This is a genomic window from Pseudomonas sp. 09C 129 (assembly GCF_002843625.1).
GTDB classification, from domain to species: domain Bacteria; phylum Pseudomonadota; class Gammaproteobacteria; order Pseudomonadales; family Pseudomonadaceae; genus Aquipseudomonas; species Aquipseudomonas chlororaphis.
In genome coordinates this window covers 3555171-3569813 of sequence record NZ_CP025261.1, presented here as the reverse complement: position 1 = coordinate 3569813, position 14643 = coordinate 3555171, and the positions used below count along the sequence as shown (strand labels likewise).

14 protein-coding genes are annotated in these 14643 nt (G+C 65.8%); 7 read left to right on the top strand and 7 right to left on the bottom strand.

Features of this window, described 5'->3' with window-relative positions:
* Window positions 1–8: 8 nt before the first annotated feature.
* Window positions 9–488 carry a type II secretion system major pseudopilin GspG gene (gene gspG, locus CXQ81_RS16275; RefSeq protein WP_016704695.1) on the bottom strand — a complete coding sequence of 160 codons (480 nt, stop codon included), beginning with the start codon at window positions 486–488 and terminating at the stop codon, window positions 9–11.
* 148 nt (window positions 489–636) lie between these two features.
* Between gspG and gspI the strand changes: the two genes are divergently transcribed.
* On the top strand, window positions 637–1065 hold the full coding sequence (gene gspI, locus CXQ81_RS16270; RefSeq protein WP_101337809.1) for a type II secretion system minor pseudopilin GspI: 429 nt from the start codon (window positions 637–639) through the stop codon (window positions 1063–1065).
* Window positions 1066–1246: 181 nt separating this feature from the next.
* Here gspI and CXQ81_RS16260 read toward each other — a convergent pair whose 3' ends face one another.
* Window positions 1247–1678 (bottom strand): type II secretion system protein N, encoded by a 432-nt coding sequence (locus CXQ81_RS16260; protein ID WP_007930664.1) that lies wholly within the window; start codon window positions 1676–1678, stop codon window positions 1247–1249.
* A 107-nt stretch (window positions 1679–1785) separates the two neighbouring features.
* Between CXQ81_RS16260 and gspH the strand changes: the two genes are divergently transcribed.
* Entirely contained in the window at window positions 1786–2247 is a 462-nt protein-coding gene (gspH, locus tag CXQ81_RS16255) for a type II secretion system minor pseudopilin GspH (protein ID WP_101337808.1), read from the top strand.
* Window positions 2244–2867: a type II secretion system protein GspJ gene (locus CXQ81_RS16250; protein WP_101337807.1), complete on the top strand. Its 624-nt coding sequence runs from the start codon at window positions 2244–2246 to the stop codon at window positions 2865–2867. Before gspH ends, CXQ81_RS16250 begins: the two co-directional genes overlap by 4 nt.
* Before the next feature lie 281 nt (window positions 2868–3148).
* Here the strand turns inward: CXQ81_RS16250 and CXQ81_RS16245 are convergent, their stop codons facing one another.
* Genes CXQ81_RS16245 through CXQ81_RS16235 form a run of 3 tightly spaced genes read right to left on the bottom strand, consistent with a single transcriptional unit; the run spans window position 3149 to window position 5295 of the window.
* Window positions 3149–4099 (bottom strand): FecR domain-containing protein, encoded by a 951-nt coding sequence (locus CXQ81_RS16245; RefSeq protein ID WP_101337806.1) that lies wholly within the window; start codon window positions 4097–4099, stop codon window positions 3149–3151.
* Window positions 4100–4138: 39 nt separating this feature from the next.
* Window positions 4139–4684 carry an RNA polymerase sigma factor gene (locus tag CXQ81_RS16240; RefSeq protein WP_087091143.1) on the bottom strand — a complete coding sequence of 182 codons (546 nt, stop codon included), beginning with the start codon at window positions 4682–4684 and terminating at the stop codon, window positions 4139–4141.
* Window positions 4681–5295, bottom strand: coding sequence for an STN domain-containing protein (locus CXQ81_RS16235; RefSeq protein WP_101339427.1), 615 nt, complete (start codon window positions 5293–5295; stop codon window positions 4681–4683). The genes CXQ81_RS16240 and CXQ81_RS16235 overlap by 4 nt, the downstream gene beginning before the upstream one ends.
* Before the next feature lie 281 nt (window positions 5296–5576).
* Between CXQ81_RS16235 and CXQ81_RS16230 the strand changes: the two genes are divergently transcribed.
* Entirely contained in the window at window positions 5577–5924 is a 348-nt protein-coding gene (locus CXQ81_RS16230; RefSeq protein ID WP_101337805.1) for a hypothetical protein, read from the top strand.
* 75 nt (window positions 5925–5999) lie between these two features.
* Here CXQ81_RS16230 and CXQ81_RS16225 read toward each other — a convergent pair whose 3' ends face one another.
* On the bottom strand, window positions 6000–6440 hold the full coding sequence (locus tag CXQ81_RS16225; RefSeq protein WP_101337804.1) for a carboxymuconolactone decarboxylase family protein: 441 nt from the start codon (window positions 6438–6440) through the stop codon (window positions 6000–6002).
* Between the two features lie 338 nt (window positions 6441–6778).
* Between CXQ81_RS16225 and CXQ81_RS16220 the strand changes: the two genes are divergently transcribed.
* The 3 genes from CXQ81_RS16220 to CXQ81_RS16210 all read left to right on the top strand — a co-directional run bounded on the left by CXQ81_RS16220 (window position 6779) and on the right by CXQ81_RS16210 (window position 9194).
* Window positions 6779–8212, top strand: coding sequence for a PLP-dependent aminotransferase family protein (locus CXQ81_RS16220; RefSeq protein WP_101337803.1), 1434 nt, complete (start codon window positions 6779–6781; stop codon window positions 8210–8212).
* A 183-nt stretch (window positions 8213–8395) separates the two neighbouring features.
* On the top strand, window positions 8396–8677 hold the full coding sequence (locus CXQ81_RS16215) for an antibiotic biosynthesis monooxygenase family protein (RefSeq protein ID WP_101337802.1): 282 nt from the start codon (window positions 8396–8398) through the stop codon (window positions 8675–8677).
* Window positions 8678–8774: 97 nt separating this feature from the next.
* Window positions 8775–9194 carry a cupin domain-containing protein gene (locus CXQ81_RS16210; RefSeq protein WP_007925791.1) on the top strand — a complete coding sequence of 140 codons (420 nt, stop codon included), beginning with the start codon at window positions 8775–8777 and terminating at the stop codon, window positions 9192–9194.
* Window positions 9195–9554: 360 nt separating this feature from the next.
* Here CXQ81_RS16210 and CXQ81_RS16205 read toward each other — a convergent pair whose 3' ends face one another.
* Window positions 9555–14423: an NAD-glutamate dehydrogenase gene (locus CXQ81_RS16205; RefSeq protein ID WP_101337801.1), complete on the bottom strand. Its 4869-nt coding sequence runs from the start codon at window positions 14421–14423 to the stop codon at window positions 9555–9557.
* Window positions 14424–14643 lie beyond the last annotated feature (220 nt).

Genomic DNA, 14643 nt, shown 5'->3' with positions numbered 1-14643 from the left:
GGCGGCGCTTACAACTGCCAGGAGCCGATATCGGCATTCACGCCGTCACCGTCTGGCTGGCCGTCGGCCCCCAGGGAGAACACATCCACTTCGCCATTGGCCCCCGGGTTCAGGTAATGGTAAGGACGGCCCCAGGGATCGTTGGGCAGGCGTTCCAGGTAGGAGCGCCAGTTGCTGTTCTTGGCATCCGCCGGGCGCTCCACCAGCACTTTCAGGCCCTGGTTCATGCTCGGGTAGGTGCCGTGGTCGAGGCGATAGAGCTTGAGGGCCTGCATCAGCCCGCCGATGTCCTGCTTGGCCGCGGTGGCCCGGGCCTGGTCCGGACGATCGAGTACCTTGGGCACCACCATCGCGGCGAGGATCCCGAGAATGACCACCACCACCATGATCTCGATCAGGGTGAAACCGCCCTGTCCGCGTGGGCGGCGGGGCTGGAGGCGGGGCTGAAGATGAGGCTGGGGGTGTGACGTGAAGCGCACGACATCCATCTCGACGTTCCTTGGCTTGATTTCGATTCGTCGGGCAGTGTTACAAGAAAATATGTCAGTGATATTGACGTTGCTCGGGAGCGTCCGTAGCCAATCGGTCAAATTTGCCATGTAGCCTGCAAGCCTCCATTTGCGCCACGAGACGTCCATGCCGGGGCCCCGCCAGCCACTACTCAAACGACCCGCCGGACCGCCAGCCGCTAAACAGCGGGGTTTCACCCTGATCGAGGTGTTGGTGGCGCTGGCGATCATCGCCGTGGCCATGTCGGCGGCGATCCGCGTGGCCGGCTTGATGACCCAGAGCAATGGTTTGTTGCGGGATAAATCCATCGCCTTGCTGGCGGCCCAGTCGCGCCTGGCGGAGCTGCGCCTGGAAGGCCGCCTGCCGCCCGGGACCAAAAACATCGAATGCGATCAGGGCCGGCTCAAGCTGCGCTGCGAACAGAACATCGCGCCCAGCCCCGACCCACGGCTGTCCCGGGTCAGCGTGCGGGTCCTCGACCGCAGCCGCGAGGCCCCGCCCCTGGCGCGCCTGGACACCCTGGTTGCGCGCACACCAAAAAACCCCAATCGCTAAGGAATAACCCTGTAGGAGCGAGCTTGCTCGCGATGGACGTTAACGATAATGCGTGTTGAGTGGATGAACGCGGCGTTCTCGGGTCCATCGCGAGCAAGCTCGCTCCTACAGGGGACTCCGCTAGGCATGGCCTGCGTAGCGCCGAAGGCTCCAGCGTGCAGCCACTTGTCGTACAGAGCCATCACTGCCGGGTCAGCACCGGCAACGCCGGGCTTTCCGGCAACTTGCTGACATCCAGCCGCGAGCGCTCGCCGCCGCGCTCGATCACCACCCCGTCGCCCTCGATGGCCACCAGTTGCACGCCCTGGGCCAGGCGCTCGCCCACCAGGAAACTGCGCGGCGGCGCGTCGTTGAGGCTGAGGATCGCCACCGCGCCGCGGGGGCTGGCCATCAGCCCGGTGACCTTGATGTCCAGCGCCAGCGGCTGGTTGGAAAACCACTGCTGCGCCGGGCTCTGGGCCTGGGCGGCCAGGGCTTGCGGCGGCGCCTGCGGGGTGCGTGACTCGGCGGGGGTCAGCAGCAGCGACGACCAGGTCGCCACCCCGGCCACGATCGCCAGCAGGGCCACGGACTGCACCAGCTGCGGCGGGGAAAATCGATGGACGAATGCCATGGCAAGGACCTCCTGTTTGTCCGTCTTCGCAGCCTAGCGCGCAATGGTCACGTTTTTATTTCACATTCGCCGGGCAGGATGAAAACCGACGCACAGGAGCGCGCCCCATGACCCCATCCCGACAACAGGGCTTCACCCTGATCGAGCTGATGGTGGTGCTGGTGATCATCGGGATCGCCAGCGCCGCCATCAGCCTGAGCATCCGCCCCGACCCGCTGCAGGGCCTGCGCAAGGATGCCGAGCGCCTGGCGCAGTTGCTCCAGGTGGCCCAGGCCGAGGCCCGCGTGGATGGCCGGCCCATCAGTTGGCGGGCGGATGCCAAGGGTTTCGCCTTCAGCCGGCCCAGCGACGACGGCCGCGGCCTCGATCAGTTCAAGGACGACCCGCAGCTGCGCCCGCGGCCCTGGGAAAGCCCGACGATCAAAGTGCGCATCGAGCCCGGCCCGCGGCTGGTGCTCAACGGCGAATGGATCGACGCGCCGCTGCAGGTGCAACTGTCCGACGGCCGGCACAGCCTGACGGTGCAACGCACCGCCACAGGCGTGGTCCGGGTGGTGGCACAGCCATGAGGGCGCGGATAAACAAGCGCCAAGGCGGCTTTACCCTGATCGAGGTGATGGTGGCGATCCTGCTGATGGCGGTGGTCAGCGTGATCGCCTGGCGCGGGCTGGACAGCGTCAGCCGGGCCGACAGCCATTTGCAGGCCAGCAGCGCGCAGACCGAGGAACTGCTGCGCACCCTGCACCAGCTGGAACGGGACGTGGCGCTGCGGGCCAGTGTCGAACTGATGGAGCCGGTGCCGGCCGGGGCCGATGCCGAAGCCGTCGATGTGCCGGCGGCCCTCACCGTGCGCAGCGCCGACGGCGGCACCTTCCGCCTGGATGTGATCCGCAGCTCGGCGACGCCCGGCGAGGGCCTGCAACGGGTGCGCTGGTGGCTCAAGGGCGACACCCTGTACCGCGCGGCGGCGCCGGCCCGCGATCGTTATCCGCTGCCCGCGCCGAAAAACGGCGTGGCGGTGCTGGAGCATGTCAGCGACTTGCAGCTGCGGGTCTGGGATCGGGACAAGGGCTGGCGCCAGCTCAGCGGCAACCGCAAGGAAAACCCGCCAGGCCTGGAGATCCGCCTGGTGCGGCAGACGCCCCAGGGCGAAGAGCGTTACCGCCAGGTGCTGGGGCCGTTGGAATGATTGCCGCGTCGAGCTGGACGCCGCACCTGTAGCCGCTGCCGAGCCCGCGAGGCTGCGCCCGAGGACGAAGTCCTCGCCAAACCTGAGCACGCGGTTTGCCAGGAAAACTGGATTGCCCGGTTTACGACCGCTGCGCGGTCGATCGCAGCCTCGCTGCGCTCGGCAGCGGCTACAGAAACTCACGCCCCCGTCGAAATGGAGGCTTGCCCGCGATCCAAGCCACGCGGGTTGTCTGCACGGACGCTATCGCGAGCAAGCTTCGCTCCTACGGGTTTTGTGCTTCAGCTCAATAGCACCACGCCGCCCGGCAATTCGGTGCATTTGGCGCCGTAGGCGTCGCGGATCAGCAGCGCCACGCCGGCCAGTTGGTTGAGGTTGAAACGCGCCTGCACCTTGCGCTTGCCCAGCTCGGCGTTGAGCAGCACCAGCATGCCCGGACGGTAGCGGTTGATCTCGTCGATCACCGTGTTGAGGGTGGCGTTGTCGAACACCAGCACCTGCTCGCGCCAGGCGATCACCGCCGTCGGGTCCACCGCCGTCGGCTCGCCGACCTGGCGGCTGTCGTAGGTCAGTTGGCGACCGCTGTCCAGGCGGATCAGCCGGCCGCCGACCTCGACCTGCAGCGCGCCATCGATGCAGGTCACGCAGACACTGTGGTTGGTATTGCGCACATTGAAGCGTGCCTGGGAGGCGCTCAGCCAGCCGTTGCCGGCCTGGACCCGTACCGGCAGCGCGCTCTGGCTCAACACCTCGACCTCGCCTTCGAGCAGTTCGATGCCCTGCCCGCCGTCGGCCAGTTCGCGCCGGCTGATGCGGGTCTGGGTGTTGAGTTCCAGGCTCAGCCCGTCCTCCAGTTCGACCCGGCGCTGCTCGCCGACCTCGGTGCGGTAGTCGGCGCCCAGCCCGGCAAAACCGCCGGGCACCGAGACCCGCACCGCCACCAGGGCCACCGAGGCCGCCAGCGCTCCACCGAGAAAGGCCCGGCGGCCGAAGCGCCGCGGCTGGGCCTGTTGCTGGCAGTGTTCGGCGGCCGGCTTCAGGCTATGCCACAGCAACTTGGCCTGCTCGAAGGCCTCGGCATGCTGCGGGCTCTGCGCGCACCACTGCTGCAAGGCCCGGGCGTCGGCCGCGGTGGCCCGCCCCGAGGTCAGCAGGAGCAGCCAGTCCTGGGCCTCGTTGCGCAGCCGGTGGTCCGGTGTCGCCCGAGAAGTGGAGATGCTAAAGATGTTCAAGCGTGCGGGTACTCACGGATTAATCGGGGCCTTTAGTGACTAGGACGGTTTTCCGGCGCCGGGACCGAACCGCTGAATCACTTTTCTTTCAAGGCGCGAGGCGCAGTGGCCCAGGGCAGCCTTGATTTCCTTCTCGACCATCCGTGTCGAAATGCCGAAGCGCTGGGAGATTTCCAGGTGCGGCGCCTCCTCCAGGCGCGCGGCGATAAAGATCTTGCGGCGGCGCGCCGGCAGTTCGTAGAGCGCCTTGAGCAGCGACTGGATTTCCTTCTGCCCGCCCACCACCCGCGACGGGTCCAGGGCCTCGTCGCTGATCTGCAGCAGTTCCTCGACCTCGCTGCCGGTGAGCAGCCGGGCATCGGCCTCGCGGCGGTCGGCGGCGATGTTCAGGGCCATGCGATAGAGGTAGGCATTGGGCTGGGCGAGGTTCGGCGGCTCTTCCATGCGGTCGACCCGCAGGTAGGTTTCGTGCAGCACATCGTTGGCCAGGTCCTCCGAGCCCAGGCGCCGACGCAGACGCACCTTGAAGTCGTCGTAGGAGGTCAGGAACAACCTGACCATCGCACTGTGCCCGGTATTCTTCATGCCCCAAAGGCTCCCTGGCGTTGTCTGCAATCCATGCGTTTTCCTGCGCTGTCGGGTATCAGAAGCAAGGTCACTGGCTGGCGCAGCGAACTTGGCGCGGGTCGTTCGACCCAGGTCTCACTCAGGCTCTGCACCAGCGCCTCGTCGCGCCGCAGATCGCCGGTGGTGGTGACCAGGCGGCTGTGCTCGATATGCCCGCCGCGGTCGATCCACAGTTGCAGCACCGCGCGATAACGCCCCGGCCGGGTCAGTTCCGAACGGCACAGGCCGGCCTCCACCGCGCGTTGCAGCGCACTGGCGAAACTGTCGCTGGCCCAGGCCCCGGCACCGCCGCCCATCCCCTTGGGGGCAGGTGCATCGCTGAGCTGGGCGACTTGCAAGGTAAAGGCATCGGAACGGGCGTAACGGGCCATCAAACCACTTCCTGTCAGCAGGCGACTCAGGGCGTCCCGGGCGCTGTAGCGCCCCTGGACCCGTACCGAGCGACGCCCTCGGGTCAGCTCGCGGTCCACCAGCACCGCCATCCCGGTCGAGCGGCTGAACAGTTCCAGCGCTTCGGCCAGGTCTTGCGCGGCGATGTCCAGGTCCAGCAGCCGGTGCGAATCCACCATCGGCGACGCGGGCTGCGCCGCCCGCAACCCGCCCGAGGCGGCCAGCACCAACAGCAGCGCAAGCCCCCAGCGCGCGAACACCGCGTGAAAGAAAGACCGATACCCGACCTTTGCTCGGCGTCGCTGCACGGCTGACCTGTCCCTGAAAACCGTCATCCTGAGGCCAGTTTATGAACCTGATGTGACGGTGCCCGCAAAAAAACCATCACCTTTGCGCCACCCGCCTTGCTTTACACTCAAGGACCGCAACGGCCCCTCCCGGGCCCGCCAGGAGGCCCCCGATGAAACAGCTTCGCACCCTTGTCGCCAGCCTGATGCTCGGCGCCCTGCCACTGGCCGGCCACGCCGCCGCGCCTGTCGAAGCGCCCGCCGCCGCTCCCGGCAAAACGCCCACAGAGGGGTGTATCGATGTCAGCGTGGGTGGCTACAAGGCCCCGGACTACGGTTGCCTGAGCCAGCAGATGGGCAACAACCCCGACGGCGCCAAGGCCGGGCAGAAGAACCAGGAAGCCCTGCAGGTGCCGGTCCACAAGCGCCCGCCAAACCAGATGGGCCTGGCCACTCCGGCCGCCACCAGCACGCGGATGGGCAATACCTTCGGCACCTCGGTGAAGCCGCAGCGGCCTTGAGGTTGTGTGTTCGGGCCCTGTCGCGAGCAGCCGTTTGCCGAGCATTGGCTGGCGTGGATGGAAAAGGAATCCGGGCTAGACGCTGGGCTGTTGGCGGAACGCCACGGCCAGGCGGTTCCAGCAGTTGATCGCCGCCACCGCGACCGTCAGGTCGACCAGCTCACGCTCGCTGAATTCGCCACGCACGGCCTGGAACAATGCATCCGGCACCGCGGACTCGGACAACAGGGTCACCGACTCGCTCCAGGCCAGCGCCGAACGCTCCCGCGGGCTGAACAACGCCGAATCGCGCCACACGCCGAGGGCGTACAGGCGCCGCTCGCTCTCGCCGTTCTGGCGCGCCTGCACTGCGTGCATGTCGACGCAGAACGCGCAGTGGTTGAGTTGCGAGACGCGGATCTTGACCAGCTCCAGCAGGGGTTTCTCGATGGACAGGTCGAAGCTTTGTGCCTCGAGCATCAACAAGCCCTTGAGGGCTTCCGGCGAGGCGCTGTAGTAATCCAGGCGGGGTTCCATCGGGAGTCACCCTGAGCGTGTGTTGGTGTTCCCCCAGCCTAAGGTCCGCGTCGGCCTGCCCCTATAGCCAATCCGGGGGTTTATCGGCAGTCCATCGAGCCGGGGCCGGCTCAAGACCGCCGAAGCCCTTCGGGCTTATCGCAGCCTGCGGCAGCGGCTACAGGGGTTGGTTGTGGCGCGGACTCGTGGTTTCCCCAATCGGTGTAGCCGCTGCCGAAGGCTGCGATCGCGGACGCAGTCCGCGCCAGGATGTCAGGCCAATCCCGATACCAGGCCGCTACACCAAACCCGGCCGGGCGGGTAATCTGGCGGGCACTGATCGTTTTGGAATGTCATCGATGGAACTGCATGTCGTCATCAACGGGCGCAAGGACCTGGCCGACCAGCTGTATCGGCAACTGCGCGACGCCATCGAGTGCGGGCGGCTGGCGGCGGGCGCGCAATTGCCGCCGAGCCGCCTGCTGGCCGAGCAACTGGGGATCTCGCGCAAGACGGTGTCGGACACCTACAGCCTGCTGACCTACGAGAACTTCCTGATCGGCCGGATCGGCCGCGGCACCTTCGTCAATGCCCGCCCGGTGAAGGCCGAGCCCAAGCAGAGCGCCGCCGACCTGGCCTGTGCGCAGAGCCTGGAAAAATGGCGCGAGCTGCCCTCGCCCCTGCGCCATCCGACCCTGGAAGGCACCTCGCGCTACGAGTTCATCGGCGGCGCCACCAGCCGCAATCAGTTCCCCCAGGAAGAGTGGCGACGCTGCACCCAGGACGCTTTGCGGCGGATCGCCCAGAGCGGCGGTTTCTACAGCCAGCCGGAAGGCCTGCCGGCGCTGCGCAATGCGATCGCCGGGCATGTCTCGTTCTCGCGCGGCGTGGTCTGCAGCGAGGCCGACATCGTGGTCTGCAACGGCGCGCAACAGGCCCTGGACCTGATCGCCCGGGTGGTGCTCGAACCCGGCAGCCTGGTGGCCATGGAAGACCCCGGCTACACCCCGGCGCGCCTGCTGTTCAGTGCCCAGGGCGCGACGGTGATCGGCGTGCCGGTGGACGACCAGGGCCTCCAGGTCGAGCGGATTCCCGATGGCGTGCGGCTGATCTACGTCACCCCGTCCCACCAGTTCCCCCTGGGCATGCCCATGAGCCCGGCCCGCCGCGAGGCCCTGCTGGAGCGGGCGCGGGAGCTGGGGGCGATCGTCATCGAGGACGATTACGACAGCGATTTCCGCTACGAGGGGCGCCCCACCGATTCCCTGCAAAGCCTGGATAAGCGCGGCGTGGTGGCCTATGTCGGGACCTTCTCGAAGACCATGCTGCCGCAGCTGCGCCTGGGCTACGCGGTGCTGCCACCGGCGATCCTCGGCGCGGTGATCAAGGCCAAGCGCCTCACCGACTGCCACACCTCGACCCTGCCGCAATGGGCGCTGGCCAAGTTCATCGCCGAGGGTTACCTGCTCAAGCACATCCGCCGCTGCCACACGGTGTACGCCGGGCGCCGCGAGCGCATCCTGCAGCGCCTGAACGGCGACCTCTCGCCCTGGCTGCAAGCGGTGCCGTCCACCGCCGGCTTCCACATGGCGGCGCTGTGCAAGGTGCCGGTGAATATCCCGCTGTTGCTGGAGCTGGCGAAGAAGGTCGAGGTCGGGCTCTACCCGCTGCATGGCTTCTATTATCAGGAGCCGGCCAGGGACGGGCTGTTCATCGGCTTTGGCGCCATCGAGACCCTGGACATCGACCCGGCCCTGGACAAGGTGCGCGACATCCTGCAACAGATCGCCTGATTGGCCCCGGGCTTTTCCCGGGGATTGGTTATTTTTGTTGCAATCTTGCGGCCCTATTCTGAGCCTCCAGCAAACGCCGTGACTGCAACTGCGATCTTGAGATTCTGCACCTGCTCCGTCGGAGTGCCGCCCAAGCCGATCGCAGCCTGCGGCAGCGGCTACAGGACTCGCGGAGGGTTCTAGATGTCCAGTCCAGCCATCAATATCGTGCAAATCAGGGCCGCCCAGGGCCGTTCGGAGGAGCTTGGCCAGCAGTTGACCACACTTCTCGCCGCCCTGCGCGAGGCTCCCGGTTGCCTGGCGTACAGCGCCCAGTGCAACACAGCGGACACGCACCGCTGGACCGTAAGCGGCCAATGGCGCTCGGCGGCCGAGATGCAGGCGCATTTCCATCTGCCGGCGGCCCAGGGGTTCATCGACCTGCTGGACCGCCGCCTGGCCTGCGCCCTCGACTTCGAACACTGAGGCATTGGTCTGCGCTTCTTTGCCGGGATTGGTTATAGGCCGGTCGCACCAGCGGGCTTACCTTGAGCCGGCCCCTTTCGCACCGGAGAAACCGACCATGAAGACCCTCGCTGCCCTGACCTGCGCCCTCGCCGGCCTGACCCTGCTCACCGCCCTGGGCGCCGCTGCCCATGACCCGGAGTACGGCCAGGAAAAAACCAGGATCCTGCAGGAACATGCCCTGAACAACCTGCCGGGCAAGACCGCGCTGATGCTCACCGTCGACTACGCACCGGGCCAGGCCACGGTGCCGCACATGCACAAGGGCGCGGCCCTGGCCTATGTGCTCGAAGGCGAGATCACCTCGCGGGTCAACGACGAACCGGCCATCACCTACAAGGCAGGCCAATCCTGGTACGAACCGGCCGGCTCGCAGCACCCGGTGTCGGCCAACGCCAGCGCCAGCAAACCCGCCAGGCTGCTGGTGTTCATGCTCAAGGACGCCAAGGACGATGTGCTGACGCCGCTGAAGCAGTAAGCGCCTGGCAGCAGATACTCCGTAGGAACGAGGCTTGCCCGCGATCCGCGCAGCGGCCAGGCGCCTTTTTCATCGATTTGGGAAATGGTGTTGCCTGTTCTGGCGTCATCGCGAGCAAGCTTCGCTCCTACAGAAGCGGCGGGTTTCGTAACGACAGATATCCCGTAGGAGCGGTGTGCTTTTTGTAGCCGCTGCCGCAGGCTGCGATCGAGCGGAACGCTCGCAGGGATCTTGCAGGCGCCTGAGACCCTGCGACCAGCATGGTCGGACCATCGCAACCTGCGGCAGCTACGACATTTCTTGAGGCCATGAAAAAAGCCCCGTATCTCGCGATACGGGGCTTTTTCATTTACCGCTCGATCAGGCCGCTACAAGGCCCGATTGACCGCTCATGGCCAGGTCCAGCAACTCGCGGTTGGCCACCGCGTACATGGCGTAGTCGGTGCCGCTGGCGGCACGGATTTCCACCAGCATCGCGCGCCAGCGCTCGACCATGCTCTGGTTCTGCTCAAGCCACAGGGCCACGCGGGCTTCCATGTCTTGTGGCGCATCGGCCATTTGCAGGACCGAGATGGTGATCGCCCGCTGCTGCCAGTCCACGTCGTCGCGGAAGGCTTCGCGTGCCTGGGCCTGCCAGTTGTTGGCCACCGGCAGATCGCTGATCTGCTGCAGGTACCACGGCAGGTCCAGGGCGCTGCCCACGGCGAAGTAGGCCTTGGCCACATCGGCGGCGTCGTGCCCGGTGACATCCGCGGCCTCGATGATCGGCAACAGGGTGTACAGATGGGTGGTACCTGCCACCATGCGCGCCAACAGCTCAGGCACGCCGGCTTCGACGTAGGCGGTGTAGCGAGTCTGCCAGCCGACCCGGGTCGGGCCTTCCAGCAGTTCGTCGAGCTTGAGGCCCAGCGCCGCCAGGTGCGGACCGAAGTGCGCGACGTCACGGGCGGCATCCTGCTCGTTGCGACGGCTGCGCAGGAACCAGCGGGTGGCGCGACGGCCAAGGCGCATCAGCTCGTCCATCAGCTCCAGTTGCACCTGGGCCGAGACCTGGTGGTCCAGGGCTTCGATCTGGCGGAACCAGTGCGGGAGATGGAAGATGTCACGCACGATCACATAGGCGCCCGCCACGTTGGCCGGGCTCATGCCAGTGGACTCCTTCAGGCGCTGCACGAAGGTGATGCCCATGTGGTTGACCAGGTCGTTGGCGATCTGGGTGCTGACGATCTCGCGCTTGAGGCGGTGGCGGCGCATGGCTTCGGCGAACTTGCTGACCAGGGTCGGCGGGAACGCGGTTTCCATGTCGCGGGTCAGGTAGTCGTCGTCCGGTACCAGGGAGTTGAGCAACTGTTCCTTGAGGTCGATCTTGCTGTAGGAGATCAGCACCGACAGTTCCGGACGGGTCAGCCCGTGGCCGGCGGCGACGCGCTCGTTGAGCTGCTCTTCCGACGGCAGGAACTCGATGGCGCGGTCCAGCTTGCCACGGCCTTCCAGGTCGCTCATCAGGCGCTTGTACTCGGCGATCCGCGCGAAGGCACGACGGGCCGCCAGGGACAGGGCCTGGGTCTGCTTGTAGTTGTTGCCCAGCACCAGGCCACCGACTTCGTCGGTCATGCTCGCCAGCAACTGGTTACGCTGCTTGTCGGTCATGTCGCCGGCATGCACCACTTCGTTGAGCAGGATCTTGATGTTCACTTCATGGTCGGAGCAGTCCACGCCACCGGCGTTGTCGATGAAGTCGGTGTTGGAACCGCCGCCATTGAGGCCGAACTCCACACGACCCAGCTGGGTCATGCCGAGGTTGCCGCCCTCGCCCACCACCTTGCAGCGCAGCTCGTTGCCGTTGACCCGCAGCGCATCGTTGGCCTTGTCGCCGACATCGGCGTGGCTTTCGGTGCTGGCCTTGACGTAGGTACCGATACCGCCGTTCCACAACAGGTCCACCGGCGCCTTGAGCAAGGCGTTGAGCAGCTCGGTCGGGGTCAGCTTGTCGGCCTGGATGTCGAAGCGTTCTTTCATCTGCGGCGAGATGGCGATGCTCTTCGCGCTGCGCGAGAAGATGCCGCCGCCTTCGGACATGATGCTGGTGTCGTAGTCGCTCCAGGCCGAACGCGGCAGGTCGAACATGCGCTGGCGCTCGGCGAAGCTGGTGGCCGGGTCCGGATTCGGGTCGATGAAGATGTGCATATGGTTGAAGGCCGCGACCAGCTGCAGTTTGTCGGACATCAGCAAGCCGTTGCCGAACACGTCGCCGGCCATGTCGCCGACGCCCACCACTGTGATGCTGTCTTCCTGGACATTGATGCCGCGCTCGCGGAAGTGGCGCTGCACGCCGACCCACGCGCCCTTGGCGGTGATGCCCATTTTCTTGTGGTCGTAACCGGCGGAACCGCCGGAAGCGAACGCATCGCCCAGCCAGAAGCCGTAGTCGATGGCGATGCCGTTGGCGATGTCGGAGAAGGTCGCGGTGCCCTTGTCCGCCGCCACCACCAGGTACGGGTCATCGTCGTCGTGACGCACCACGTTGGCCGGCGGCACCAGGGCGCCGTCCTTCAAGTTGTCGGTGATGTCCAGCAGGCCGGAGATGAAGATACGGTAGCAGGCGATGCCTTCGGCCGCGATCTCGTCCCGGCTGCCGCCCACTGGCAGGCGACGCGGCAGGAAGCCGCCCTTGGCGCCCACCGGCACGATCACCGAGTTCTTCACTTGCTGGGCTTTTACCAGGCCGAGGACTTCGGTACGGAAGTCTTCTTCGCGGTCGGACCAGCGCAGGCCGCCACGGGCAACGTTGCCGAAGCGCAGGTGCACGCCTTCGACGCGCGGCGAGTAGACGAAGATTTCGAACTTCGGCACCGGCTTGGGCAGCTCGGGAATCAAGTGCGGGTTGAACTTGAAGCTGAAGTACGACTTGTTATGGCCGTTGGCGTCGGTCTGGTAGAAGTTGGTCCGCAGGGTGGCCTTGATCAGGTCCAGGTAGCGACGCAGGATGCGGTCTTCGTTGAGCACCTGGACATCGTCCAGGGCGCTGAGGATCGCGTGCTCCAGGCGTTGCTGCTTGTCTTCCAGGTCATCGCTGCCGAGCTTGCGCGCCAGGTAGAAGCGGGTCTTGAACAACCGGGTCAGCTCGCGGGCGATATCGGTGTGGTTGTTCAGGGTGCTGGCGATGTAGCCCAGGTCGAAGCCCAGGCGGATCTGCTTCAGGTAACGGGCGTAGGCACGCAGCAGCGCGACGTCGCGCCATGGCAGGCCGGCGGTCAGCACCAGGCGGTTGAACGCGTCGTTCTCGGCATCGCCACGCACGATGTGGACGAAGGCGTCCTGCAGGGTGTCGTTGAGCTGCTGGATATCCAGGTTCAGGCCTTCGGCCGCGGTGAAGGCGAAGTCGTGGATCCAGAACTCACGGCCGCTGGCGTGGCGCAGGCGATACGGGAACTCGCCGAGCACGCGCAGGCCGAGGTTTTCCAGGATCGGCAGCACGTCGGACAGCGCCAGCGGGGTATCGGCGTGATACAGCTTGCAGTGCAGCAGCGGCTGGCTGGTGGACTGGGTCAGCGGCTGGTAGAAGCTCATCACCAGCGGGTTGGCCTCGGTCAGGCTCAGCAGGTGCTGCATGTCGACCACCGCCGAATGCGCGGCGAAGCGCTCGCGGTAGCCGGCCGGGAAGCCTTTCGGGAAGTCGGCCAGGACGTTGGTGCCGTGGGCTTCGCCGAAGCTTTCGACGGTCAGCGCGGCGTAGTCGTCCTGCCAGCTGCGGCAGGCCTGCACCACTTCTTTTTCCAGCAGCAGCGGGTCGATGTCGATGCGGTTCTTCGGGTCGACCCGCAGGATCAGTTGCACGCGCGCCAGCACGGACTCGGAGAAGAAGGTCCAGAACTCGCAGTCGGTGGCCTTCAGGCGATCCATCAGCACCTGCTGGATCTTCTGCCGCACTTCGGTGGAATAGATGTCGCGCGGCACATAGGCCAGGCAGTAGCAGAAACGACCGTACGGGTCCTTGCGCAGGAACACGCGGATCTTGTTGCGTTCCTGGATCTGCACGATCGACATCACGGTGTTGAACAGCTCGTCGACCGGGGTCTGGAACAGGTCGTCGCGCGGCAGCACTTCGAGGACCTGGGCCAGTTCCTTGCCCAGGTGCGCCTTGGCCTGGAAGCCGGAGCGCTGTTCGATGATTTCCACCTTGCGGCGGATATAAGGAATCACCCGCACGCTTTCGCCGTACACCGACGAGGTGTACAGGCCCATGAAGCGGCATTCCTTGAGCACATTGCCGTCGGCATCGATCTGGCGGATCGACACGTAGTCCGGGTAGGCCGGACGGTGCACACGGCTTGGGTGGGCGGCCTTGGCGAACGACAGCGGCGTCGGTTCGCGCAGGTAGTTCACGGCGTAGTCTTCGATGCGCAGGTCGTCGACGGTGAGGCCGGCGCGCAGCAGCTTGGTCAGGCCGAGGAAGGAGTCCTGGTCGTACTCGATATGGCCACCGTGGTGGTCCTCGCGCACCACGAACTCTTCGTAGCCGAGGAAGGTGAAGTGGTTGCCCACCAGCCATTCCAGGAAGCTCTTGATCTCGCCCTTTTCATCGGCGTCGATCTCGAACTGGCTGTTGCCGATGCCATCGATCAGTTCCTGGACCTTGGCTTTCATCGGCTCGAAATCGGCCACGGCGACGCGCACCTCGCCAAGCACCTGCTCCAGTTCCTTGCTCAGGACATTGAGCTCGGCGGTGTTGGCGCAGCGGTCGATCTCCAGGTACATCAGCGATTCTTGCAGGATGCCTTCGCCCTGGGTGCCCTTGGGCAGGATTTCCAGCAGCTCGCTCTTGCTCCCGCGACGCACGCTCAACACGGTGGTCTGCAGGGTGTGGATGCTGTAGCCGCGACGGTTCAGCTCGGTGCGGACCGAGTCCACCAGGAACGGCAGGTCATGGTGCAGCACTTCGACCGCGGTGTGGGTCGACTGCCAGCCATGACGTTCGTAATCGGGGTTGTAGACGCGCACTTGCGGTTGCGCGTGGTCGAAGCGCTCAAGCAGGCGCCAGGCAGAAAGGGTGCAGCCCGCCAGGTCGGACAAGCGACGCTGGGTGAGTTCGTCCAGAGAAATGATGCCGAAGAATTGTTCAGCGAACAGCGCCACTTGTGGCAGTGCCTGTTCACTGATGTGCTGCGCCAGTGCCGCTTGCAGTTGGTGCTGGAAGTCGGCCTTGCTGGCTGCGGTGAAGAACGCCATCTGTGGTACTCCGCTTGGGCTTGTTATTGAGTAAAGCGTCGCATGCAATCCCCTTGCGGGGGTGTCGGTCATCCTGCTCCTGGATCTCGGGCAGAGGTCGCAGGATGACAGGGTGGTGAAGCTGTACGAGACGCTCAGGTCACATTCACCGTTCCCGGATGGGCATCTGCAAAAACGACTGCCGCGGTGCGCCGGGCAATGCCTTTACAGGTGCTCATCC

What these genes read in the sequence shown, in the direction of transcription:
- gspG (WP_016704695.1), bottom strand. Translation starts at nt 488, where the DNA reads ATGGATGTCGTGCGCTTCACGTCACACCCCCAGCCTCATCTTCAGCCC.
- gspI (WP_101337809.1), top strand. Translation starts at nt 637, where the DNA reads ATGCCGGGGCCCCGCCAGCCACTACTCAAACGACCCGCCGGACCGCCA.
- CXQ81_RS16260 (WP_007930664.1), bottom strand. Translation starts at nt 1,678, where the DNA reads ATGGCATTCGTCCATCGATTTTCCCCGCCGCAGCTGGTGCAGTCCGTG.
- gspH (WP_101337808.1), top strand. Translation starts at nt 1,786, where the DNA reads ATGACCCCATCCCGACAACAGGGCTTCACCCTGATCGAGCTGATGGTG.
- CXQ81_RS16250 (WP_101337807.1), top strand. Translation starts at nt 2,244, where the DNA reads ATGAGGGCGCGGATAAACAAGCGCCAAGGCGGCTTTACCCTGATCGAG.
- CXQ81_RS16240 (WP_087091143.1), bottom strand. Translation starts at nt 4,684, where the DNA reads ATGAAGAATACCGGGCACAGTGCGATGGTCAGGTTGTTCCTGACCTCC.
- CXQ81_RS16235 (WP_101339427.1), bottom strand. Translation starts at nt 5,295, where the DNA reads ATGGTGGATTCGCACCGGCTGCTGGACCTGGACATCGCCGCGCAAGAC.
- CXQ81_RS16230 (WP_101337805.1), top strand. Translation starts at nt 5,577, where the DNA reads ATGAAACAGCTTCGCACCCTTGTCGCCAGCCTGATGCTCGGCGCCCTG.
- CXQ81_RS16225 (WP_101337804.1), bottom strand. Translation starts at nt 6,440, where the DNA reads ATGGAACCCCGCCTGGATTACTACAGCGCCTCGCCGGAAGCCCTCAAG.
- CXQ81_RS16220 (WP_101337803.1), top strand. Translation starts at nt 6,779, where the DNA reads ATGGAACTGCATGTCGTCATCAACGGGCGCAAGGACCTGGCCGACCAG.
- CXQ81_RS16215 (WP_101337802.1), top strand. Translation starts at nt 8,396, where the DNA reads ATGTCCAGTCCAGCCATCAATATCGTGCAAATCAGGGCCGCCCAGGGC.
- CXQ81_RS16210 (WP_007925791.1), top strand. Translation starts at nt 8,775, where the DNA reads ATGAAGACCCTCGCTGCCCTGACCTGCGCCCTCGCCGGCCTGACCCTG.
- CXQ81_RS16205 (WP_101337801.1), bottom strand. Translation starts at nt 14,423, where the DNA reads ATGGCGTTCTTCACCGCAGCCAGCAAGGCCGACTTCCAGCACCAACTG.